This window comes from Glutamicibacter nicotianae, assembly GCF_016907615.1.
Lineage (GTDB): Bacteria > Actinomycetota > Actinomycetes > Actinomycetales > Micrococcaceae > Glutamicibacter > Glutamicibacter nicotianae.
Genome location: NZ_JAFBCH010000001.1, coordinates 2,772,925 through 2,794,031, shown reverse-complemented (window position 1 = coordinate 2,794,031; position 21,107 = coordinate 2,772,925). Strand labels below are relative to the sequence as shown.

Here is a 21,107-nt window from a genome sequence, read left to right as displayed (position 1 = left end):
CCATGAGACTCGGTGTATTGGATATCGGTTCAAATACCGTTCACCTCTTGCTTGTCGACGCATATCCGGGCGCACGCCCGGTTCCCTATGCCTCGCACAAGCGACCCCTGTCCCTGGTGCGCTACCTCAATGAGTATGGCGCCATCACCGAGGAAGGCCAGCTCGAGCTGATCTCCTTCATCAAGGAAGCTGCGCAGTTTGCAGAAAACCACCAGGTCGAGGACTTCATGGCTTTCTGCACCTCGGCGATCCGCGAATCCTCCAACGGCGCTGCAGTGCTGGAACGCGTCGAAGCCGAGACGGGCGTGAGCCTGATGGAACTGACCGGTGAGGAAGAAGCCGGCATGACCTTCTACTCGGTACGCCGTTGGTTCGGCTGGTCATCTGAATCCATCTTGAACCTGGACATGGGCGGCGGCTCGCTGGAGCTGGCCCTGGGGGTTGACGAGTTCCCCCAAACCGCATTCTCCGTGCCACTGGGCGCCGGCAGGCTGACCCGCGAATGGCTTCCCAACGATCTGCCGTCGATGAAGGAAGTCAAGGAACTGCGTACATACGTACGCGATGTCCTCGCCGACCCGACCACTGAACTGCGCCAGTACGGCAAGCCCACCTTGGCCACCGCGACTTCCAAGACTTTCCGTTCCCTGGCGCGCATCACCGGCGCCGCGCCAAGCACGGAGGGGCCTTACGTCAAGCGTGTGCTCCATCGGGATGCACTGAAATTATGGACCAACCGCTTGACGGCGATGAGCTGGGCAGAACGTGCAGAATTGCCCGGCGTTTCAGAGATCCGCGCCCCGCAATTACTCGCTGGCGCGATCGTAGCCCACGAGGCGATGAGTGCCCTGAAGCTGAAATCTGTGCGAATTTGCCCTTGGGCTATCCGTGAAGGCTTGATGCTGAGACGATTTGATCACGTGATGTTTGACTCTGCGACACCGCTCAGTAGTAGCGTGGGAGTTGGGGAAGTAGCGCTGGACAACGAGAAGTACAAGTTTCTCGCCAAACCCAGCAGCTAACCTTCTTGGCTAAACGGTGCCTGCAAAGTGGGCACGGTAACAGGAGGTAAGGCATGGAAGACCAGAAGAGCACAATGAAGGTGCCAGTCACCCTCTCTAGCGCGTCAGTTTATCCGCTGACCGTCCATGATGCCTTCGCTATGGCCAAAGACGTGGGATACGACGGGCTGGAAGTGCTGATTACCGGCAATGCGGCCAGCCAATCTGCCACCGCGCTCAAAGCCTTGATGGACAAGTACCAACTGCCGATCCTGGCCATTCATGCTCCGACACTGCTGCTCACCCAGCAGGTGTGGGGCTCTGCCTGGGCAAAGATTGAACGCTCGGTCATCCTGGCTCAGGCCGTCGGCGCCAGCGTGGTTGTCGCCCACCCGCCTTTCAGGTGGCAAGGTTCCTACGCCGAGGAATTTGCCGAAGGCGTGCAGCGGCTGACTGACTCCACTGGGATGAAGATCGCCGTGGAGAACATGTATCCGTGGCGTGCCCGGGGCCGAGAAGCCAAGATGTATCTTCCGCACTGGAACCCCGTCCCGCAGCACTACCAGAATGTGACCTGGGATTTCTCCCATGCCGCCATCGCCAATATGGATTCACGCCAAGCAGTCGAGGATCTGGGCCAGCGGCTGGCTCACGTGCACCTGTGCGATGGCCTGGACAACGGCAAGGACGAGCACCTAGTGCCAGGCCTGGGAACCCAACCAGTGGCCGAAACTCTGCAATACCTGCGAGATGCCAATTGGGGCGGGACTATAGCCGTCGAGGTGTCCACCCGCAAGGCGCGCAATGCGGGGCAAAAGGAAGAATGGCTGGGGAAGACCCTAGAATTTGCCCGCCAGCACTTAACAGTCGGCAGCGACCCCAAGCCAATGACACAATAGCCATATGAGTGAAGCAACAAAGAATCTGTCCCTGTCCTTCCTCGGTGCTGGCTCCATGAACGGCGCCATCCTGCGTGGCATCATCGGATCAGGCCATGATCCGAAGCTCATCACCGCCACCGTCCGCAGCGGCAAGCGCGCTGCGGAACTGCGTGACCTGGGCATCAACGTCTTGGTCAGCGCGGACGACCCAGAATCCAACCGCAAAGCCGCGGCCAGTGCAGACATCATCTTCCTGGGAGTGAAGCCGGTCGGCATCACCGACCTGTGCGAAGAGATTTCCGGATCTCTGGACGCGCAGAAGGTCGTTGTTTCCGTGGCCGCCGCAATCAGCCTGAGCAGCATGCAGGCACATCTGCCGCAGCGCCAGCCGGTGATTCGCTCCATGCCGAACACCCCGTTGATGGTCGGTGCAGGCGTTGTGGGCATCAGCCCGGCTGAAAGCGTCAGCGAAGAGCAGACCAAGCTGGTCACCGACCTGCTCTCCGGCTCCGGCGATGTGCACGTCATCGGCGAGGAGCAGCAAAACGCGCTCTCCGCAATTTCCGGTTCGGGTCCTGCCTATGCCTTCTACCTCGCTGAAGCCATGGCCAACGCCGGTGTGGCCATGGGCTTGGACGAGAAACTGTCCATCGCGCTGGCCCGTGCGACCGTGGCCGGTGCAGGCAAGATGCTCTCGGACCCTGATGCGGATCCGGCGACCCTGCGCAAGGCAGTGACCAGTCCGAAGGGCACCACCGAGCAGGCCATCGCTACCTTCGATGAGCACGGCATTCCAAAGATTATTGCTGCCGGAACCCAAGCGGCAGCGGCCCGTGCGGCCCAATTGAGCGACGAGCTCGGCTAGATGCCAACACGTGAAACGGCGGTGGCCGGCAACCAACTGGTTGCCGGCCACCGCCGTTTTCGAATCCGTTGACTCTAGGGGCGTGCCGCGAAACGCTCCAGTAGATCCACGTGCCCCGAGACGATCAGGACATCTCGACGCGTCACCATGGTATCGGGGATGGCGTAAGTGAAATCCTCACCAGGGGGCTTCACCCCGACAATGGTCACCCCGTACTTGGAGCGGACCTGGGACTGGGCCAAGGTGAAGCCCTGGGTCTCCTTGGGCGGGTACATTTTCACGATGGCGAAGCCGTCATCGAATTCGATGAAGTCGAGCATGCGACCGCCGACCAGGTGCGCGGCACGCACCCCGGCATCGGCTTCCGGATAGATGACATGGTTGGCTCCGATGCGCGTAAGGATCTTGCCATGGGACGGAGTGATCGCCTTGACCCACAGGTGCTCGATGCCCAGATCCACCAGGTTGACGGTGATCAGCACCGAAGATTCGATGGAAGTGCCGACACCAACGACAGCAGAGGAGAATTCCTGGGCGCCGAGCTGGCGCAGCGCATCGATGTTTGTTGCGTCTGCGGCGACAACGTGGGTCAGGGTGCTGGCCCACTGCTGGACGAGCTCCGGGCTGCGCTCGATGGCCAGCACTTCGCGACCCTGCTTGACCAGCGTCTCGGCGACAGAGGCACCGAAGCGGCCCAAGCCGATCACCAGTACCGGGGCATTGTGGTCCATGTTCTTGTCAGCCAATGAGCGGCCTTTCTTCTGGAAGTCTGAACAACGTGTTGCGGTGGCGCATGGTCAACGCGCTGGCGAGTGTAATGCTGCCGATGCGTCCGGCAAACATCAACGCACTGAGCACGTATTTGCCAGCCGGAGGCAGTTCTTGCGATACGCCGGTGCTCAGCCCCACGGTAGCAAAGGCCGAGATCGACTCGAACAGGGCACGCGAGAAGCCCACCGATTCGTCAATAGTCACTAGAGCTCCGGTAGCGACCATCACCAGTGAAGCGCCCATGGCGACCACTGAGATGGCCACGCGCATCGTGCCCTGCGGAATCTGCCGGCCGAAGGCCTTCGTATCCGTATCGCCGCGGACCTCGGCCAGAATGGCCAAGAACATCACGGCAATGGTGGTGACCTTGATGCCGCCTGCGGTGGAAGCTGAACCGCCACCGGCAAACATCAATGCGTCGGTCAGCAGGACGGTCACCTGGTGGATGTCGTTCTGGTCCACCAGATTGAATCCACCGGAACGGGTCATGGTGGAGGCGAAGAATCCATGAACGATCTTGTCGCTCAAGGACAGGCCCCCAATGGTCTTGGGATTGGCCCATTCGAATACCGTCCACAGGAAGGATCCGGCAAAGAGCAGGATCGTGGTGGTGAGCATGGTCAGCTTGGTATGCAGGTTCCATTTCTTGATGTTGAACTTGTGCGCCAAGAGCACCATGATGACCGGGAACCCCAAGGAACCGGTGAAAACGCCGGCCATCAGGGGGCCCAGGATCCACAGGTCGGTTTCATAGGGAACCAAACCATCGGAGTGCGGGGTGAAGCCTGCATTGTTGAAAGCCGAGACGGCATAGAAAATTCCGTGCCAAATGGAGGACAGCACGCTTTCACCCAGCATGTAGAAGCGCGGGATCAAGAACAGCGCGATCACCGCCTGCAGGCTGATCGCCGTGAGAATCACGATGCGCAGCAGCGAGCTGACTTCGCCTAGCGCAGAGGCTCCAGAACTGTTCATGGAGTTCTGAGCCATCAGCTTGGCGCGCACGCCCAGCTTGCGCGATACCGCCAAGGACATGATAGAAGCCAAGGTCAAAATGCCCAACCCGCCCATGAACGTCGCGATCAGCATGATCAGCTGGCCGGCAAATGACCAATGCACCGCGGTGGAGACGGTGGTGAGGCCTGTAACGCACACGGCCGACACGGCCGTGAACAAAGCGTCATGCAGCGCGGTGGCTTCGCCTGTTGCCGAGGAAAACGGTGCGGCCAGCAGGGAAGTGAACAGCGTGATGGCCAAGAGGAAAGCGCCAAGAGTCAAGCGCGCAGGGGAGCGCACGGTGAAGTCGGCGACTGCGATGCGAACCGCCAGCCATTTCTTGCGTCGCCGTTCACGCATTTCAGCTGCCCGGGCGCTGGGGCCCGGTGCACTGGCTGTGCTCATTTATTTCTCGCCGTTTCCTTGGGAACAGTTCTTTGCCATGCGGAGTTGAAGTCCTCCTAGTAATTTACGCGTTTCCACCGCTTAACGCTTGCGTTGCCCGCCTGAAGACCCGACAAGCCTCGCATTCTGCCATAAATTCATGAGTTGGATCACTATCGGGTAGCCTGAAATCGTGTTAGATCCGCAGCATGCCCCACGGCCCACCATGGTGATGTGGGATGAACAGTATCTGAAGTACAAGTTCAGCGACTGGCATCCGATGCACCCTTCGCGGCTAGAGCTGACCTATCGGCTCAGCGACGAGCTGGATGTTTTCGATGCGCAGAACGTCTCGATCCAGGCGCCAGAAGTTGCCGAGGACGCGGTTATCGGCACGATTCACGACCAGACCTATATCGACCAGGTGCGGCGGGTCAGCCAGGATCCGGCACTGGTTGCCGAAGAATTCGGCTTGGGCACTGAAGACGACCCGGTATTCGCCGGGATGCATGAAGCAGCCGGACGCATCGTGGGAGGGTCGGTGATGGCGGCCCAAGCCATCATGGATGAAGATGTTGTCCGTGCAGTGAATTTCGCCGGCGGCATGCACCATGCAGCGAAGAGCAAAGCCAGCGGTTTCTGCATCTACAACGATGCTGCCGCCGCGATCCATCGCATGCTGGAGCAGGGCGCGAAGCGGATAGTCTACATCGATGTCGACGCGCATCATGGGGATGGCACCGAATCGATCTTCTGGGATGACGAACGTGTGCTGACAATTTCCATCCATGAATCGGGATTGTCGCTTTTTCCGGGAACCGGATTCGCCAATGAAATCGGCGGCAAGGATGCCCAAGGCAGCGCAGTCAATGTCGCTCTTCCGGCCATGACCGGGGACTCCGGGTGGATGCGTGCTTTCCATGCGATCGTTCCCCAGCTGGTGCGCGCCTTCAAGCCGGAAATCATTGTCTCCCAGCATGGATGCGATGCGCACCGTGAAGACGACATGACCAATTTGAAGCTGTCGGTCGATGCCCAACGCCAAGCCGCCTTGGATATTTCCCAGCTGGCGGACGAACTGTGCGAAGGCCGTTGGCTGGCTACCGGAGGCGGGGGTTATAACGTCACTGCCGTCGTTCCGCGTACCTGGACGCATCTGACCGCGATTGTTGCCGGCAAGCCGGTGCCATTGCGCACCTATGTCCCCGAGACTTTCCGCCGTTATGTCCTGGAGAAGTACGGGCGTGCCATGCCTTATCTCATGGGCGACGATGCCCAGTTGTGGTGGCGCAACTGGGAAGTTGGCTATGATCCGGCCGATCCGGTGGACAGGACCATCATCGCTACCCGCAAGGAAGTTTTCCCGCTCTTTGGCCTTGATCCCTGGTTTGACTAGCCTCGGGTCGATGCGACCACTGGGCGCAGCAACAAGACTTCACATTTTTTCGACATGGAAATCGATTGCCATTAGTTCATATGCCGTTAGGGTTATGAGTGTGGCAATTGATGGAGTATTTTCGGCGTTGGCTGAGCCGACCCGACGAAAGATTATCGAGGCGCTTAAAAACGAGCCGAAGGCCGTGGGCACTCTGGTTACCGAACTGGAGATCTCCCAGCCAACCGTTTCCAAGCACCTCAAGGTATTGCGCGAAGCTGAGCTTGTCAGCATGGCCGCTGCCGGGCAGCGACGCATCTACAGCATTGACACCGCTGCGCTGGAGGATCTCGTGCATTGGTGCACCGAATTGGTTCCTGCACCCGAGACGGGCCAGGAATCGGCAACGGCTGAAACCGGAACCGAGAGGCAGCTGGCTGTGGCATCGAATCCGACTGCCCAGCAGATCGGCCGCCGCGTGGGCCAAGGTTTGGAACAAGTTACGGGACGTGCGCAGGAGTTCTTCGAGAAACTTCCTCGGTTCGGGCGCCGCCGCTAGGCGTTGTCCAGTCTTCGACGTTGCAACCGGGCAAAATGGTCAATCTTTTAAGTTACGCGCGCAATCCTGTTTTATAACAAGAAAATTTTGTTCAGAATGCACAGCGTGGCATTCTCGTGTGCGGGGCAGTGACGCCGGCTATGAGGCCCCTTGTGCGCCTGTGCCTGCCCCAAGTGATGAGGAGAAGAACTTGGACAAGCACTTAGCGACGATTCGCGACGAAGTCTTCCGCCGCAATCCCGGCGAAGCAGAATTCCATCAGGCCGTCACAGAAGTATTCGAGAGCCTTGAAGCCGTATCGGTCAAGCACCCTGAATACGCTGAAGCCGCAATCCTGCAGCGTTTGTGCGAACCTGAACGCCAGATCATCTTCCGCGTGCCATGGGTTGACGACGACGGACGCGTGCAGATCAACCGTGGCTTCCGCGTTGAATTCAACTCGGCACTAGGCCCATACAAGGGCGGTCTGCGCTTCCACCCATCGGTCTACCTTGGCATCGTCAAGTTCCTGGGGTTCGAGCAGATCTTCAAGAACTCCCTGACAGGCATGCCAATCGGCGGCGGCAAGGGCGGCTCGGACTTCGACCCCCGCGGCAAGTCCGATGGCGAAGTCATGCGCTTCTGCCAGTCCTTCATGACCGAGCTCTACCGACACATTGGCGAGTACACCGACGTGCCGGCAGGCGATATCGGCGTGGGTGGCCGCGAGATCGGCTACCTCTTCGGCCAGTACAAGCGCATCACCAACCGCTACGAGTCCGGCGTGCTGACCGGCAAGGGCTTGAGCTGGGGCGGTTCCCTGGTTCGCCCGGAGGCCACCGGCTACGGCGCAGTGATCTTCACCGAAGAAATGCTCAAGACCCGCGGCCAGACCTTCGATGGCCAGCGCGTGGTCGTTTCCGGTTCGGGCAACGTGGCAATCCACGCCATCGAGAAGGCGCAGGCACTGGGAGCCAAGGTAGTCACCGCTTCCGATTCGGCCGGCTTCATCGTTGACGAAGGCGGCATCGACCTGGATCTGCTGCGCCAGATCAAGGAAGTCGAGCGCGGCCGCATCTCCGAGTACGCCGAACGCCGTGGCAGCAAGAAGGTCAAGTACGTCGCAGGCGGCAGCGTCTGGGACGTTGAAGGCACCGTGGCGCTGCCTTGCGCAACCCAGAACGAGTTGGGTGCCGAGGCTGCGAAGAAGATGGTCGCCGCTGGCACCATCGCCGTCGCCGAAGGCGCCAACATGCCTACCACCGCTGAGGCAACGTCGATCTTCCAGGATGCCGGAGTGCTCTTCGGCCCGGGCAAGGCTGCCAACGCTGGCGGTGTTGCCACCTCGGCCCTGGAGATGCAGCAGAACGCCAGCCGCGATGCATGGACCTTCGAGCACACCGAGCGACGCCTGACTGAAATCATGGTCGGCATCCACGACAGCTGCGCAGCCACTGCCGACGAGTACGGCATGCCAGGCAACTACGTTGCCGGTGCCAACATCGCAGGCTTCGTGAAGGTCGCTGACGCCATGCTCGCACAGGGCGTCATCTAGTAATTCAGTCTGTTGCAATCCGCGTGGATACATCGGAACCCCGGTGAATCCACGCGGATTATCTCGTTCTGGCATCGAAATATGTGATTCAGACGGTCGCCGGTGTGTTTCGTGATGCAAAAGTTACAAAAGTGCGATTAGACTAGTACAAAGCGAACGTGAACCTGAACCGCCGATGTTGATCCAAAGTCGTGTAAGTTCATCTTCGCTAAAATAACGCGACGAATTAGAGATCAGCGTCAGGAGAATATCCCGCATGACGGATAAACAGAATTTTGCCGGAGCCCGATTCATGACTGTGGCCGAAGTTGCCGACATGATGCGTGTTTCCAAAATGACCGTTTATCGGCTGATCCACGCCGGTGATCTGCCAGCTGTTCAGTTCGGTCGCTCCTATCGCGTTCCGGAAAACGCCGTGGAATCATATCTGAATGCCGCGGCCATTGATCCGCAGCACGGTACCGGTTCCTACGGTCGATAGTCCGCGCGATGGTCAGAGCATGGCCGAAAAGCGGGTAATCTGTTAAGGAACGTTTAACGTCCGGTCAACCTTGTCCTTGTGCTCGCGCTCAAGCAGGCGTTTAGGGTTGACGCATTTATTTAGTTTGTGAGGAACCACTATGGGCTCTGTTATCAAGAAGCGCCGCAAGCGTATGTCGAAGAAGAAGCACCGCAAATTGCTTCGCAAGACCCGCCACCAGCGTCGCAACAAGAAGTAAATCTGCTTCTGAGCATTTGCCGTTTGGCAATCATCGCCACCGCTTCACAGTGAAACTGCTGAACGGTGGCGATTGCTTTATCCAAAACCGCTCAATGCCCGACTAAGAGCCGGAACGGCGCAGGAATGAACGTCGGGCAGCCCAGAGCGCCCCAAGGACGCCAGCGGCCTTCAGGCCCAGTTTCGCGGCCCGCTGGCCGGTGCGGAAGTCATAGACCTGCCAGCCGCGGCGCTTGGCGTAGGCGCGCAGGCGTGCATCGGGATTAATGCATACCGGATGGCCCACGGCTTCAAGCAGGGGAACATCATTGTAAGAATCCGAGTAAGCCCAGGACTTCGATAGCGAGATTCCGCGAGCCTTCGCCAAGGAGCGCACAGCCTGGGCCTTTTCTGCTGCATGCAGGATCGGGCTGGCCAGCGCTCCGGTGTAGAAACCGTCTTCGCTGGCCACTACGGTGCCCAATGCGCCGGTCAGGTCCAGGCGATCCGAGATGACGTTCGCCACTTCCAGGGGAGTGGCAGTGACCAGCCAGACTTCACGCCCCACCGTCCGATGCTGGCGGGCAATGGCTACCGTTCCGGTCCACAGTTTGGGTTCGATGTATTCGTCATAGATCTCGTTGCCGATTTTCTCGATCTCGGATACTGGGATCCCGCGGACCATCATCAACGCGCGGTCGCGGATCTGGTGGATGTCCCCGAGGTGCTCGCCGCGGGCGGCGAAGCGCAGCTGCTTGAGGGCGAACCAGAGGATTTCGCGGAACTGGAAGAAACGGCGCTCATGCAGCTTCCGCGCCAGCAGATACAGCGACGCACCGCGCACAAGGGTGTTGTCGACATCGAAAAAAGCGGCGACCGTTTCCGGAGCCAGGGCGGAATTCGGGCTGGGGTGAGGATCGATGGAAGGCATTTGATCCAGTTTATTTCATCGCCAAGTTTAAGCGTGGTTACGGCTCGTGAGATTATAGGCAGGTGAGTACTTTGCATCAGATCCAGCTATTGGTTCGAGAAGGCTGCCACCTGTGCCACGCGGCACGCGCAACCGTGGCCGAGGTGACTGGACGGTTGAATATGGAGTTTTCGGAACTCGATATCGACCAGCACCCTGAACTGCTGGCAAAGCACCACGAAGAAGTGCCGGTGCTGCTCATCGACGGAGCTGTCCGCGACTTCTGGCACATCGACGCACAGCGTCTCGAACGGCTGCTGCGCAGCTAGGCGCTGCGAAAATCATGAATATGCGTTGTGCTCGTCCAGGGCACCGAAAAGTGCGGGAGAACGAAGATGTCAGAGCTTGAAGCCCGGGTACTGCCTGAGGCTACCCTGGCTCGACTGACGCAATACCTGCGCGCGCTGAACGCTCTGGAAGCCCAAGGCCTGGAACGCACCAGTTCCGGAGTGCTGGCCAAGGAAGCTGGCGTTAACCCCTCCATCTTGCGCAAGGACCTATCCTGGCTGGGATCCTACGGAACCCGCGGAGTGGGCTATGTGGTCCGCGAGCTGGCAGAACATATCAGCCGCACCCTCGGCTTGAACCAGGACTGGCGTGTGGCCATCCTCGGCGCAGGCAACCTCGGCCGCGCGCTCAGCGGCTATGCAGGGTTCAGCACTCGTGGCTTCAACGTAAAGGCGATCATGGATGTCGACCCAGCTTTAGTGGGCAGCGCAGTTGGCGAATTGCAGGTGGAAGCCATCGCGAACTTGGCCGCTGTTGTGGAACGCGAGGAAATCAACATTGCTGTCCTTGCCGTTCCCGGAGAAGCAGCGCAGGATCTGGTCTATGAACTGGCCGAGCTATCGGTCCGCTCGGTGCTCTCCTTCGCACCGAAGCCGCTGCGCGTACCAGCGGGAATGAATCTGCGGCGCGTCGACCTGTCCACCGAATTGCAGATCCTTGCCTACCTCGCCGTCCAACGCTGAAACCCCGGCAAACAGAACGGCGCAGCCGCACCATCCTCCGATGGGATGACGCGGCTACGCCTTGATTGTTCTTGCGGGGCCTAGCGAAGGTGCAAGGCCGCGGGTTTAGCGGAAGCCCGCGAGACGGGCCTGGCGGCGCTGCGCAATGTATTGCGAAGACGGGCGCAGCCAGGAGAAGACCACGCCGGCGACGCCCAGCAAGATGCCCACAACGTAGACGGCGTTGATGATTCCGGCTTGGGTGTCGGCGAACATGCTGATCATTGGAACAGTCGTCACCAGGTTCAGCAGCGAAATCGCAGCGAGGATCGTGGCAATAATGCGCATGGCGCCGACGCCGCGGCCAACGAAGAAGCCCACCAGGAAATACAGGCCCAAGGTGATGATCATGCCGACAATCACGAAACTCGACATCATGGAATTGACCTGGGACATGAACGCTTCAGGGCTGGCCATCATCTGCTCGACCATCGGATCCTGCTCCATGCCAGGGGTGCTCTGCATCTGCTTCTGGAACTCTTCTTGGACCAAGGACCACTGCTGGCCAATCATGTTCGCCATCATGTTGGAGCTGGCCATCAACCAGCTGGCCAGGGCGCTGAAAATGCCGGCGAGCATGATCAAGCCGAAGGCGATAGCCAAGGTCCGCGGACGCTCGGTCGGCGGCTGCACGCCAGCGTAGCCTCCCTGCTGGCCATACTGGTCGTAGCCCGGAGCCTGCGGCTGCCCGTAGGGAATCGGATTCTGGCCGTATGGGTTTTGGCCATATGGGGAGGGCTGCTGGCCATAGGGGTTTTCGCCGTAAGGGTTCTGCGATGGACCCTGGCCCGAAGTGTTCGGGTTGTAGGGCCGTCCCGGCTGGTTAGGATCGTAGTCGCTCATCATGCATCCTTCTGGGTCGAACTATCTTATTTACCAAGCGTAGTGGCAGGTGATTGTGAGCAACCCCTCCGAAAGGATGGTTTTTGCATATGGGATTCCAATGCGTGTCCTGTGAATAGTTGATGGTGGCCACAATATGGCTAATTCGCACCGATTATTTGAGAGACTGGAAACATGCTTTTATCGACTGTCCATTTGTTGCGCCATGGGGAAGTTTTCAACCCTGACCGTATGCTCTACGGCAGGATCCCTGGCTTCGGGCTCTCGGACCTGGGATTCCAGATGGCCGATGGGGCAGGCGAATATTTTGCCAAGCGCCAGGCAGACGGCGGCAACGTGGTCCGGTTGGTAGCTTCTCCGCTATTGCGTGCCCAGCAGACGGCCGCACCGACTTCCAAGGCCTTGGACCTGCAGATCCACACCGACGAGCGGGTGATCGAAGCGGGCAACAAGCTCGAAGGCCTGTCCAAGGTCGCCGAGCACCTGCGCCAGCCGAAGTATTGGCCGCTGCTGGTCAACCCGCTGAAGCCTTCATGGGGCGAAGCCTACGTCGAACAAGTAGCCCGTATGCGCCAGGCCATGGACGAGCATCGCAAGGCTGCGGTCGCCGAACACGGCGAAGGCTCCGAGGTCATCATCGTCAGCCATCAGTTGCCGATCTGGGTGACGCGCCGAGCCGCCGAGAAGAAGCGTCTGTGGCACGATCCACGCCAGCGAGAGTGCACGCTGGCATCCATCACAAGCTTTGATTTTGAGGGAGACGAATTGGTCTCCGTGCGTTACACAGAACCGTGCCCCGAGCTGCTTGTCGGCGCGGCGAATATCCCAGGAGCCTAAAGCAAAATGACTGATCCCGTGCCTAATCCTCGCCCGTTGAGCCGCCGTACTATGCTGCGTTCGCTGATGGTTGCCGCCGCCGTGGTGCCGCTGGCTGCCTGCAGCGGCAAGGAAGATGCGCTGACCGCGCAAGCGAACAGCGGCGACGGCAAGAACTACATTGCCGGCGACGGTGCAGTGGAAGAATACGAAGTCTCCAAGCGCAGCGAACCGGTGGCCATCAAGGCCACCACGTACCATGGCACGGACATCGATTTCACGCAGTGGCAGGGCAAGCCGGTCGTCATGAACTTCTGGTATGCCGCCTGTGCACCGTGCCGCATCGAAGCGCCGGATCTGAAGGAAATTGCCGAAGAGTTCGGCGAGAAGGTCGAATTCATCGGCATCAACGTACGCGACGAAGCCGAAGCCGCGAAGGCCTTTGAACGCACCTTCGACATTCCCTACGAGTCCGTGCAGGACACTGACGGGGCGATCCAGCTGGCGATGACCAAGTACGTGCCGCTGCAGGCTGTTCCATCCACGCTGGTGCTGGACCGCAAGGGACGTGTCCGTGCCCGCGTGATCGGTGCGGTGGAGCCGGGTACTCTCAAATCGTTGATCAGCACCGCTCTGACCGAAGAGTTGTGAGCTGAGCAGTGACCTCTAATCCCTTTGCCGACATCGTCCTGGACGGGTCGTTGCTCCTGGCCGCACCCGTGGCCCTGCTGGCTGGATTGGTCTCCTTCCTCTCGCCTTGCGTCCTTCCGCTTGTGCCGGGCTATCTCGGCTACGTCACTGGATTGACCGGCGCAGATTTGAAGGACCACCGCCGCGGCCGGGTCGTCTCCGGGGTGCTGCTCTTTGTCCTGGGATTCTCTGTGGTCTTCATTGCCGCCGGCGTGCTCTTCAGCCAGGCGTCCGCATGGCTGAGGTTCAACGGCTCCTGGGTCACCCAGGCGTTGGGGTTGGTCGTGGTCTTCATGGGCATCGTCTTCATGGGCGGATTCTCCTGGATGCAGCGGGACCGCAAGATCCATAAGAAACCGCCTGCCGGCTTGTGGGGCGCCCCGGTGCTGGGCTTGACCTTCGGGTTGGGATGGGCGCCGTGCATCGGCCCGACGTTGAGCGCGGTATTGATCATGTCCACCGGAGTGGACGCGAACGTGGGCCGCGGAACCCTGCTGACCGTGTTCTATTGCCTCGGGTTGGGCCTGCCCTTCATCCTGATCGCAATGGGTCTGCAGCGCGGCATGCAGGCGCTGGCGTTCTTCCGCAAGCACCAAGTACTGATCATGCGTTTGGGCGGGGGACTGCTCATCGCCTTGGGCCTGGTCATGGTGACAGGGCTCTGGGGAACATGGGTAGCAGAACTGCAAAACTGGTTTGCCAATGAAGTGAGGTTGCCAATTTAATGGCGAAACAACAACGGAAGTCCAAGGGAACCAGCGACGCGCCTGCCTTGGGATTCGTGGGTTCCATGCGCTGGATCTGGACCCAGCTGACATCGATGCCCACAGCACTGTTCCTGCTGCTGCTGCTCGCTGTCGCTGCGGTGCCGGGCTCGATTTTCCCGCAGCGCGATGCCAACCCCGAATCTGTCGCCCAGTACCTGGAGCAGCACACCACCGCCGGCCTCTGGCTGGACCGCTTCCAGATGTTCGACGTGTACTCCTCGGTGTGGTTCTCCGCGATCTACATCCTGCTGTTCATCTCGCTGATCGGCTGCATCCTCCCTCGTGTGAAGAAGCACGCCAAGGCCTTGCGCACCCCGCCACCGCGGACCCCGGCGCGCCTGGACCGCCTGCCCCAGTACAGCACGCATGAAATTCTTGAAGGCGAAGCCGATACGCCCGATGACCAGCAGGTCATCGATGATGCGTTCAGGATCCTGAAGAAGCGCGGCTACCGCGTCGAGCGCCGCGAGGATGCCACCGGTGCCTCGGTGGCCGCCGAGCGCGGGTACACCCGCGAAATAGGCAACCTGCTCTTCCACATCTCGCTGGTGGGTGTCCTTGCTTCCGCGGCGATCGGCGGCTCCCTGGGCTACGACGGACAGCGCGTCGTCGTCGAAGGTGAAACCTTCGTGAACTCGCTGGTCGCCTATGATTCCTTCACGCCTGGCACGAACTTCAACGCCGATAACCTCCCGGGCTACGCGGTGACCCTGGACAAGTTCGATATCGTCTTCGACCGCGAATCCGAATCCCACTTCGGCCAGCCGCTGGACTTCACCGCCCACGTGCAGGTGCGCGAATCGGCAGACGCGGAGCCTGTGAAGCAGGAGCTGAAGGTCAACCACCCGCTGCGCATCAAGGGCGCCGGCGTCTACCTGGTGGGCAACGGCTACGCCCCGGTGATTACCGTCAAGGACGGCAACGGAAACGTCGCCTACTCCGGCCCGGCGGTCTCCATCCCGCAGGACTCGGTCTACACCTCCATGTTCGTGCTGAAGGTGCCGGACGCGGAACCTTCGCAGCTGGGCTTCCAGGGCTTCCTGCTGCCCACCGCGCTGGTGGACGAGAACGGCTTCGGCATTTCCGGCGACCCCAATGCCATCAACCCGCAGCTGCACCTGAACTCGTACTTCGGCGATCTCGGACTGGATGACGGCAACCCGCAGAACGTGTTCGTGCTGGACACCGACAAGATGGAGCCGCTGAACAGCCGTGATCTGGATGCCGGCGGCATCATTCTCGAAGCCGGGCAAACCTACGAGCTGCCCGACGGCAAGGGCTCGATCACGTTTGACGATCTCAAGCGCTATGTCGCGTTGGATGTGAACCACGACCCGGGCAAGCTGCCGATCGGCATCTCCTCGGCTCTGGCCTTGATCGGCTTGTCGATCTCGCTGTTCACCCCGCGTCGCCGCGTTTGGGTGAAGCTGAAGAATGAGGACGGCAAGCGTAGGATCGAATACGCATTGCTGGCACGTGGCGAGGATCCGCGTCTGGAACGCGAAGCCGCAGAACTACAAAAGATCTTTGACAAGGCTTGGCCATTGGCAAGCCAGGAGCAGAACCAAGGAGCCGTAAATGGATAACGCAGGGGCATTAGCGCCTATCAATGAAACGCTGGGTGAATACAGCCAGCTGTTCATGCTGCTGGCCGCCATGGTCTATGGGGTCGTCTTCATCATTTTCGCCTTGGACCTGGCAAAAACCAACAAGTCCATCAGCGAAATGGATTCCCAGGCGCTCAAGCGCGACGAGGAACTGCTGGTCAGCGCCGGCAGCGCCGCGGTGGGCACCAAGGCCCGTGCCCGCAGGGGTGCCGCTGAGCGTGCCGATAACGTCGGCGAGCACATCGTGACCGACAAGATGGAATACACCCAGCTGTCGTCCAAGCGTCCGATGGCCCGCATCGCCGTGGTGCTGATGTGGCTGGCAGCGGTCCTGCACGGCGGCGCAGTGGTTTCCCGCGCACTGGCAGCACACCGCGTGCCGTGGGGCAACATGTACGAGTTCCTGTCGACCGGTGCTTTCCTGGTGGCCCTGGTGTACCTGCTGGTGCTGATCTTCAAGGACCTGCGCTTCATGGGATCCTTCATCTCCGGCCTGGTGACGTTGATGCTGTGCGGTGCCACCATTGGCTTCCCCACCCCGGTGGGCCACCTCGTTCCCGCTTTGCAGTCGCCATGGATCGTCATCCACGTTTCCATCGCCGTGCTGGCTTCGGCACTGTTCGCCATCAGCTTCGCCATGAACGTGCTGCAGCTGATCCAGCACGCCCGCATGAACCGCCTGGCCGCGGGCCAGAAGGACAAGCTGCCCTTCATGCGCGTGGTGCCGGGCGCCGGTGCGCTGGAGAACTTCGCCTACCGCATTAACACCATCGCCTTCGTGATGTGGACCTTCACCGTGATCGCCGGAGCCATCTGGGCCGAAGCCGCCTGGGGCCGCTACTGGGGTTGGGATCCAAAGGAAGTCTGGTCCTTCGTGATCTGGGTGGTCTACGCAGGCTACCTTCACGCACGCGCCACCGGCGGCTGGACGGGTCCGCGCTCGGCCTGGTTGTCGATCATCGGCTTCCTGTCTGTGGTCTTCAATTTCACCATCGTGAACATCTTCTTCAACGGCCTGCACTCCTACGCCGGAGTCTAGACCCAAAAGAAATCGGCACTGCGAGCGGTTTCCCTTTCAGGGGAGGCCGCTCGCAGCGTTTTAACCGCGCAGTGCAGGGCGCCGTGTCCAGCTAGGCGCAAGTAGCCTGCAAGTGGCCCATTGAGCCCGTCCGGAGCCCGGAGAAGCGGTCCGGGGCTAGTCCTGCCACACGGTTGCCCCGGGGCTCCAGGGCACAGATAAAGCCCAGCTGCGCTGGCTAGGCGTGCTGGGCTGGTTGCCGGGAACCCCGGCAGGTCGAGAGGGCTATTCGGAGTCAGGCGAGGCGCTGTCTGAGCCTTCTGGGTTGTTCTTGTGCTCCGCGCTGGGCTTTGGCTCCTTGGCCTCCGGCTTGGCTGGTTTCGCGTCGTCGGCCTTCTGCGCTTCCTCGCGTTTGGTGAGGTCTTGCTCACGCGCCTTCAGGTCGGCTTCACGCTGCTGCTGGCGGCGCCAGATCTCCAGCTGGCGCAGGAAATCCTCGTCATCGTCCGGAGCCATGGACTTCTGCGCCGGGGCATCATGAGATGCTGCAGGGCGCCCCAGGAGGAACCACAAACCGGCTCCGACGAGCGGTAGCAGGATGATGACCGCGAACCACGCAGGCTTAGGCAATGAACGTATGCGGCTGCGTTCTGCACGAGCGCATTCGATCAGGGTGTAGATCGTCAAAGCAACCGAAACCACTGCGGCGAAAATTAAAATGCGGACCATGCTTCCATTCTAGTGATAATCCTGTTCACAGGTTCATCGGTAGACTTGAGACTATGCAGTTCGTGAAATATACCGTTATCCGCCTAGGCGTATTCCTTGCCGTTTTTCTGGGCCTCTGGTGGGGTCTGAGGTGGCCAATCTTCGTTTCCGGAATTATTGGCCTCATCGTGGCCTTCGCGGTGGCCTACCTTTTCTTCAACAAACTTCGTCTACGGGCGAACGAAGATATCCGCAATGCCTTCAACAAGACCTCGGCCAACAAGACCAAGAAGCAGCTGGACGACGAAGCTGTCGAGGATGAATTCGACGAATCGCAGCGCAAGCAGACGCCTCACGCCGAGTAGTTCCCGCTACGCAGGTCAATCGAGAACTGCATGGCCCAGCCAACCACCCTGGCCGGCACGGCAATTAACGAGATGGGCTGGCCGGATCGCATGATCCGGCCAGCCCATCGTCTTATGCAGTCACTGCTGGAGCCTAGGCTAGGACCTCGATGGCGATTGCCAAGGCAAAGAGTACCGCGTAGACCATATTCACAATGCCGGTCTGCTTGAGCACCAGCACCAGTTTGGGAAGCCGCTGTTCGCGAAGCATCAGCAGCGATGGCGCTACCGCAGGAATGAAGGTGACCAGGATCAGCCACATCCACGGGAAGTCACCGGTGGCCAGCAATGGCAGCAGGATGGCTATCGCCAGCATCAGCACATAGCTCAGGCGGGCGTTGTGTTCGCCAAGGCGTACCGCCAAGGTAATCTTCCCCACCTCTTTGTCGGTAGGAATGTCGCGCACGTTATTGGCCATCAATAGGGCGCAGCCAATCAGCCCGGTGCCGGTGGCACCCCACAGCGACGCCATGGTCAGTTGGTTGATCTGGGTGAACGTGGTGCCCAGCGTGGCAACCAGGCCGAAGAAGATGAAGACGTAGATATCGCCCAGGCCGCGGTAGCCATAGGGATTCTTGCCGCCGGTGTAGCCCCAGGCGGCGAAGATCGCGGCAACGCCGACCAGCAGCAGCGGCCAGGCCGAGGAAAGGATGACCAGGATCAGGCCGAAGACGGCGGCCAACCCGAAGCAACCAAAAGCGGCATTGCGCACGTTCTTCGGTTCGGTGAGCTTGGAACCGGTCAGGCGCAGCGGGCCGACACGTTCGTCATCGGTGCCGCGGATGCCATCCGAGTAGTCGTTGGAGTAGTTCACTCCCACCTGGAGCAGCAGGCCCACGAGCAGAGCCAAGATGAAACGGAACCAGTGAATGGTTCCGGTTTCGCCGAGCGCGGCCGCGGTGCCGATGACGACCGGGGCAATGACGATGGGCAAGGTGCGCAAGCGCGCACCGGAAACCCATTGGGAAAGTGTGGCCACTTCCTGTCCTTTCAGGGCAAGTGAAAACTCGTACCCTCTAGTTTCCCGCGATTAGCCGTGCAAGGCGAATTGAGGCTAGTCGCGAATGCCCAGTTCCTCGATGAGCAGCCGCCGATTGAACTTGCCGTTGGGCAGCTGCGGCAAGCCGCGGGGGTAGTGGCGCACGTGCTTGGGCACAGCTTCCTTGCCCAGCGTCCGGCGCACCGCGTCAAAGGCATCGGCAGTGCTGGTCGGGCCCGAATATGCCAGTCCCACGCTTTGGCCCCATTGCGCATCGGGCACCGGAACCACAATTGCCTGCGTGAAGAATTCCTCCAGCAGCCCTTCGATCTTCGATGCCGAAAGCTTAATGCCCCCGGAATTGATCACGTCGTCGATGCGCCCGATGATCTTCAAGCGCTGTCCGTCAACGGTGCCCAGATCATCGGTGACATACCAGCGCGCACCATCTCGTTCAACGAAGTGCTCGGCCGTGGCTTCGGGAGCGTTGGCGTATCCGTCGGCCAGCATCGGTCCGGAAACCCAGATTCGCCCCTCGTGCTCGGCCAGCAGCACGCCGGGAAGCGAGGTGCCATTGTAGACCAGGCCGCCGGAGGTTTCCGAAGAGCCGTAGGTCTGGAAAATCTTCAGCCCGTGATGCCGGGCGCGGGTCAGCAGATCCCGGCTGGCTCGGGCCCCGCCCAGGAGGATGGCATCGAAACGCTTCAACGCCTGCAGGGTTTCCGGAGCCGGGTTGTCCAGCAGCCGGGCCAGCTGGGTCGGCACCAGCGAGGTGATCCGGCGGGACTCGACCATTTCATTGGCCGCTTCGGTGAAAGCCGTGGCCGAGAAGCTGCCCCTGGTGTCCATGGCCACTGGCTTGGTGCCGGCGAACAAGGAACGGGTCAGCACGCTCAGGCCCGCCACATAGTGCACCGGCAAGGCCAACAGCCATTGGCCTTCGAAACCGAGGAACTCGGCCGTGGCCTGCGCGCTGGATGCCAACGCCGAAACGCTGAGCACCGTGCGCTTGGCCCGGCCGGTGGAACCGGAGGTCCGCACTACCGCCATGGGCTGCTCGAAACCCGGCAGGTCCGTAGGGGTCAAGTACTCGATGCGCCAGCCGCTGGGGCTGCGCTCATCGAGCAGCACCTCAACGGCCGGGCCCTCGTCATTGGCCGCCTTGGCCAGGGCCGCGAGCAGTTCAGCGAGTTGTGCGTCCATATCCGGTCCTCGTTCCTCCGCGCTCGATTAGAAGTAGTAGGGGTAGCTGGACCAATCCGGGTCGCGCTTGCCCAGGAACGCGTCGCGCCCCTCCACTGCTTCGTCGGTCATGTAGGCCATGCGGGTGGCCTCGCCTGCGAAGACCTGCTGTCCGGACAGGCCATCGTCGGCCAGGTTGAAAGCGAACTTCAGCATGCGGATGGCCTGCGGGGACTGGCGCGCGATATCGGCTGCATACTCCAACGCCACCTCTTCGAGGCGTTCGTGATCCACCGACTCGTTGACCGCGCCCATGCGGACCATGTCATCGGCCGAGTACTCGCGGGCGAGGAAGAAGATTTCGCGGGCCGTCTTCTGCCCGACCTGGCGGGCGAGCAGAGCCGAACCGTACCCGGCATCGAAGGAGCCGACGGTGGCATCGGTCTGCTTGAACTTGCCGTTCTGCTTGGAGGCGATGGTCAAATCCGAGACAACGTGCAGAGAGTGCCCGCCGCCGGCAGCCCAGCCGTTGACGACGCACACGATAACCTTCGGCATGGTGCGCATCAGGCGCTGGACCTCCAGGATGTGCAGGCGTCCGGCACGGGCCGGGTCGATGGACTCGCGGGTCTCGCCTTCGGCATAGCGGTAGCCGTCGCGGCCGCGGATGCGCTGGTCGCCGCCGGAGCAGAAGGCGTGCCCGCCGTCCTTCTCCGATGGTCCGTTGCCGGTCAGCAGCACGGTGGCCACATCGCTGGACATCCGGGCGTGGTCCATGGCGCGATACAGCTCGTCCACGGTGTGAGGGCGGAACGCGTTGCGCACCTCGGGACGGTTGAAGGCGATGCGCACGGTGGGAAAGTCGCGCACGATGCCGCCATCAGCGGCTCGCTCAACCTGGCGATGGTAGGTGATGTCGGTGAAGTCGAATCCCTCGACCACGCGCCAGCGCGTTGGATCGAAGACATCGGAGACCTTCTCGGGCAATGCGGAATTATTCAGGCTACTCACCCTATGAATGCTAGTCGGTTTCTTCGCGAACTCTAAGAA

At 60.7% G+C, this 21,107-nt stretch carries 24 protein-coding genes; 16 read left to right on the top strand and 8 right to left on the bottom strand.

Translation table 11 applies throughout. From position 1 onward, the window contains the following. The first annotated feature begins 2 nt into the window (after nt 1–2). From JOE62_RS13350 to proC, 3 genes are read left to right on the top strand one after another with little or no spacing between them, the layout of a single operon-like run. On the top strand, nt 3–1,022 hold the full coding sequence (locus JOE62_RS13350) for a Ppx/GppA family phosphatase (RefSeq protein WP_038991675.1): 1,020 nt from the start codon (nt 3–5) through the stop codon (nt 1,020–1,022). A gap of 53 nt (nt 1,023–1,075) precedes the next feature. Next, the gene (locus JOE62_RS13345) at nt 1,076–1,900 is read left to right on the top strand and encodes a sugar phosphate isomerase/epimerase family protein (protein WP_204722713.1); all 825 of its coding nucleotides are present in this window, start codon (nt 1,076–1,078) and stop codon (nt 1,898–1,900) included. A 4-nt stretch (nt 1,901–1,904) separates the two neighbouring features. Then, nucleotides 1,905–2,747: a pyrroline-5-carboxylate reductase gene (gene proC / locus JOE62_RS13340; protein WP_204722712.1), complete on the top strand. Its 843-nt coding sequence runs from the start codon at nt 1,905–1,907 to the stop codon at nt 2,745–2,747. Between the two features lie 74 nt (nt 2,748–2,821). Here the strand turns inward: proC and JOE62_RS13335 are convergent, their stop codons facing one another. After that, nucleotides 2,822–3,478 (bottom strand): potassium channel family protein, encoded by a 657-nt coding sequence (locus tag JOE62_RS13335; protein ID WP_204723305.1) that lies wholly within the window; start codon nt 3,476–3,478, stop codon nt 2,822–2,824. A gap of 7 nt (nt 3,479–3,485) precedes the next feature. Then, complete coding sequence (locus JOE62_RS13330; RefSeq protein ID WP_204722711.1) at nt 3,486–4,919, bottom strand: TrkH family potassium uptake protein; 1,434 nt, start codon at nt 4,917–4,919, stop codon at nt 3,486–3,488. A gap of 205 nt (nt 4,920–5,124) precedes the next feature. Between JOE62_RS13330 and JOE62_RS13325 the strand changes: the two genes are divergently transcribed. The 5 genes from JOE62_RS13325 (at nt 5,125) to JOE62_RS13305 (ending at nt 9,085) form a co-directional block, all read left to right on the top strand. Beyond that, nucleotides 5,125–6,294: an acetoin utilization protein AcuC gene (locus JOE62_RS13325; RefSeq protein ID WP_204723304.1), complete on the top strand. Its 1,170-nt coding sequence runs from the start codon at nt 5,125–5,127 to the stop codon at nt 6,292–6,294. A 100-nt stretch (nt 6,295–6,394) separates the two neighbouring features. Then, entirely contained in the window at nt 6,395–6,832 is a 438-nt protein-coding gene (locus JOE62_RS13320) for an ArsR/SmtB family transcription factor (RefSeq protein WP_204722710.1), read from the top strand. A 190-nt stretch (nt 6,833–7,022) separates the two neighbouring features. Further along, nucleotides 7,023–8,366, top strand: a complete 1,344-nt coding sequence (gdhA, locus tag JOE62_RS13315; RefSeq protein WP_204722709.1) for an NADP-specific glutamate dehydrogenase — start codon at nt 7,023–7,025, stop codon at nt 8,364–8,366. A 256-nt stretch (nt 8,367–8,622) separates the two neighbouring features. Beyond that, nucleotides 8,623–8,847 carry a helix-turn-helix domain-containing protein gene (locus JOE62_RS13310; RefSeq protein WP_013349804.1) on the top strand — a complete coding sequence of 75 codons (225 nt, stop codon included), beginning with the start codon at nt 8,623–8,625 and terminating at the stop codon, nt 8,845–8,847. Between the two features lie 139 nt (nt 8,848–8,986). Then, a complete protein-coding gene (locus JOE62_RS13305) occupies nt 8,987–9,085 on the top strand; it encodes a 30S ribosomal protein bS22 (RefSeq protein ID WP_005504750.1) in 99 nt (32 codons plus the stop codon). 102 nt (nt 9,086–9,187) lie between these two features. Here JOE62_RS13305 and JOE62_RS13300 read toward each other — a convergent pair whose 3' ends face one another. Continuing rightward, a complete protein-coding gene (locus JOE62_RS13300; RefSeq protein ID WP_204722708.1) occupies nt 9,188–9,994 on the bottom strand; it encodes an HAD family hydrolase in 807 nt (268 codons plus the stop codon). A 62-nt stretch (nt 9,995–10,056) separates the two neighbouring features. On the opposite strand from JOE62_RS13300, the gene JOE62_RS13295 reads away from it, so the two are divergent. Together JOE62_RS13295 and JOE62_RS13290 are read left to right on the top strand one after the other, a co-directional pair. After that, nucleotides 10,057–10,302 (top strand): glutaredoxin family protein, encoded by a 246-nt coding sequence (locus JOE62_RS13295; protein ID WP_307723203.1) that lies wholly within the window; start codon nt 10,057–10,059, stop codon nt 10,300–10,302. Nucleotides 10,303–10,329: 27 nt separating this feature from the next. Next, nucleotides 10,330–11,004: a redox-sensing transcriptional repressor Rex gene (locus JOE62_RS13290; protein ID WP_338085793.1), complete on the top strand. Its 675-nt coding sequence runs from the start codon at nt 10,330–10,332 to the stop codon at nt 11,002–11,004. Nucleotides 11,005–11,109: 105 nt separating this feature from the next. Here the strand turns inward: JOE62_RS13290 and JOE62_RS13285 are convergent, their stop codons facing one another. Further along, nucleotides 11,110–11,886 carry an AI-2E family transporter gene (locus JOE62_RS13285; protein ID WP_204722706.1) on the bottom strand — a complete coding sequence of 259 codons (777 nt, stop codon included), beginning with the start codon at nt 11,884–11,886 and terminating at the stop codon, nt 11,110–11,112. 174 nt (nt 11,887–12,060) lie between these two features. Here JOE62_RS13285 and JOE62_RS13280 point away from each other — a divergent pair, with 174 nt between their 5' ends. From JOE62_RS13280 to ccsB, 5 genes are read left to right on the top strand one after another with little or no spacing between them, the layout of a single operon-like run. Further along, the gene (locus JOE62_RS13280; protein WP_204722705.1) at nt 12,061–12,723 is read left to right on the top strand and encodes a histidine phosphatase family protein; all 663 of its coding nucleotides are present in this window, start codon (nt 12,061–12,063) and stop codon (nt 12,721–12,723) included. 6 nt (nt 12,724–12,729) lie between these two features. Then, nucleotides 12,730–13,353 (top strand): TlpA family protein disulfide reductase, encoded by a 624-nt coding sequence (locus tag JOE62_RS13275; RefSeq protein ID WP_038992308.1) that lies wholly within the window; start codon nt 12,730–12,732, stop codon nt 13,351–13,353. Nucleotides 13,354–13,361: 8 nt separating this feature from the next. Continuing rightward, nucleotides 13,362–14,117, top strand: a complete 756-nt coding sequence (locus tag JOE62_RS13270) for a cytochrome c biogenesis CcdA family protein (RefSeq protein ID WP_073705841.1) — start codon at nt 13,362–13,364, stop codon at nt 14,115–14,117. Next, nucleotides 14,117–15,745 carry a cytochrome c biogenesis protein ResB gene (gene resB / locus JOE62_RS13265; protein ID WP_204722704.1) on the top strand — a complete coding sequence of 543 codons (1,629 nt, stop codon included), beginning with the start codon at nt 14,117–14,119 and terminating at the stop codon, nt 15,743–15,745. The genes JOE62_RS13270 and resB overlap by 1 nt, the downstream gene beginning before the upstream one ends. Further along, nucleotides 15,738–16,805 (top strand): c-type cytochrome biogenesis protein CcsB, encoded by a 1,068-nt coding sequence (ccsB, locus tag JOE62_RS13260; protein WP_204722703.1) that lies wholly within the window; start codon nt 15,738–15,740, stop codon nt 16,803–16,805. The genes resB and ccsB overlap by 8 nt, the downstream gene beginning before the upstream one ends. A gap of 264 nt (nt 16,806–17,069) precedes the next feature. Here the strand turns inward: ccsB and JOE62_RS13255 are convergent, their stop codons facing one another. Continuing rightward, entirely contained in the window at nt 17,070–17,513 is a 444-nt protein-coding gene (locus JOE62_RS13255; RefSeq protein ID WP_038992304.1) for a PLD nuclease N-terminal domain-containing protein, read from the bottom strand. Between the two features lie 53 nt (nt 17,514–17,566). On the opposite strand from JOE62_RS13255, the gene JOE62_RS13250 reads away from it, so the two are divergent. After that, nucleotides 17,567–17,857 (top strand): DUF4229 domain-containing protein, encoded by a 291-nt coding sequence (locus JOE62_RS13250; protein WP_038992302.1) that lies wholly within the window; start codon nt 17,567–17,569, stop codon nt 17,855–17,857. 133 nt (nt 17,858–17,990) lie between these two features. On the opposite strand, the gene JOE62_RS13245 is transcribed toward JOE62_RS13250, so the two are convergent. The 3 genes from JOE62_RS13245 to JOE62_RS13235 all read right to left on the bottom strand — a co-directional run bounded on the left by JOE62_RS13245 (nt 17,991) and on the right by JOE62_RS13235 (nt 21,068). Then, complete coding sequence (locus tag JOE62_RS13245) at nt 17,991–18,875, bottom strand: 1,4-dihydroxy-2-naphthoate polyprenyltransferase (protein WP_204722702.1); 885 nt, start codon at nt 18,873–18,875, stop codon at nt 17,991–17,993. Between the two features lie 75 nt (nt 18,876–18,950). Then, nucleotides 18,951–20,078: an AMP-binding protein gene (locus tag JOE62_RS13240; protein WP_204722701.1), complete on the bottom strand. Its 1,128-nt coding sequence runs from the start codon at nt 20,076–20,078 to the stop codon at nt 18,951–18,953. A gap of 27 nt (nt 20,079–20,105) precedes the next feature. Further along, entirely contained in the window at nt 20,106–21,068 is a 963-nt protein-coding gene (locus JOE62_RS13235; RefSeq protein WP_204722700.1) for a 1,4-dihydroxy-2-naphthoyl-CoA synthase, read from the bottom strand. Nucleotides 21,069–21,107 lie beyond the last annotated feature (39 nt).

Coding starts and splice junctions, on each gene's coding strand:
- JOE62_RS13330 (WP_204722711.1), bottom strand. CDS start 4,919: ATGAGCACAGCCAGTGCACCGGGCCCCAGCGCCCGGGCAGCTGAAATG.
- JOE62_RS13300 (WP_204722708.1), bottom strand. CDS start 9,994: ATGCCTTCCATCGATCCTCACCCCAGCCCGAATTCCGCCCTGGCTCCG.
- JOE62_RS13305 (WP_005504750.1), top strand. CDS start 8,987: ATGGGCTCTGTTATCAAGAAGCGCCGCAAGCGTATGTCGAAGAAGAAG.
- JOE62_RS13325 (WP_204723304.1), top strand. CDS start 5,125: ATGGTGATGTGGGATGAACAGTATCTGAAGTACAAGTTCAGCGACTGG.
- JOE62_RS13240 (WP_204722701.1), bottom strand. CDS start 20,078: ATGGACGCACAACTCGCTGAACTGCTCGCGGCCCTGGCCAAGGCGGCC.
- JOE62_RS13345 (WP_204722713.1), top strand. CDS start 1,076: ATGGAAGACCAGAAGAGCACAATGAAGGTGCCAGTCACCCTCTCTAGC.
- ccsB (WP_204722703.1), top strand. CDS start 15,738: ATGGATAACGCAGGGGCATTAGCGCCTATCAATGAAACGCTGGGTGAA.
- JOE62_RS13280 (WP_204722705.1), top strand. CDS start 12,061: ATGCTTTTATCGACTGTCCATTTGTTGCGCCATGGGGAAGTTTTCAAC.
- JOE62_RS13255 (WP_038992304.1), bottom strand. CDS start 17,513: ATGGTCCGCATTTTAATTTTCGCCGCAGTGGTTTCGGTTGCTTTGACG.
- JOE62_RS13350 (WP_038991675.1), top strand. CDS start 3: ATGAGACTCGGTGTATTGGATATCGGTTCAAATACCGTTCACCTCTTG.
- JOE62_RS13250 (WP_038992302.1), top strand. CDS start 17,567: ATGCAGTTCGTGAAATATACCGTTATCCGCCTAGGCGTATTCCTTGCC.
- JOE62_RS13335 (WP_204723305.1), bottom strand. CDS start 3,478: ATGGACCACAATGCCCCGGTACTGGTGATCGGCTTGGGCCGCTTCGGT.
- JOE62_RS13310 (WP_013349804.1), top strand. CDS start 8,623: ATGACGGATAAACAGAATTTTGCCGGAGCCCGATTCATGACTGTGGCC.
- JOE62_RS13275 (WP_038992308.1), top strand. CDS start 12,730: ATGACTGATCCCGTGCCTAATCCTCGCCCGTTGAGCCGCCGTACTATG.
- resB (WP_204722704.1), top strand. CDS start 14,117: ATGGCGAAACAACAACGGAAGTCCAAGGGAACCAGCGACGCGCCTGCC.
- proC (WP_204722712.1), top strand. CDS start 1,905: ATGAGTGAAGCAACAAAGAATCTGTCCCTGTCCTTCCTCGGTGCTGGC.
- JOE62_RS13285 (WP_204722706.1), bottom strand. CDS start 11,886: ATGAGCGACTACGATCCTAACCAGCCGGGACGGCCCTACAACCCGAAC.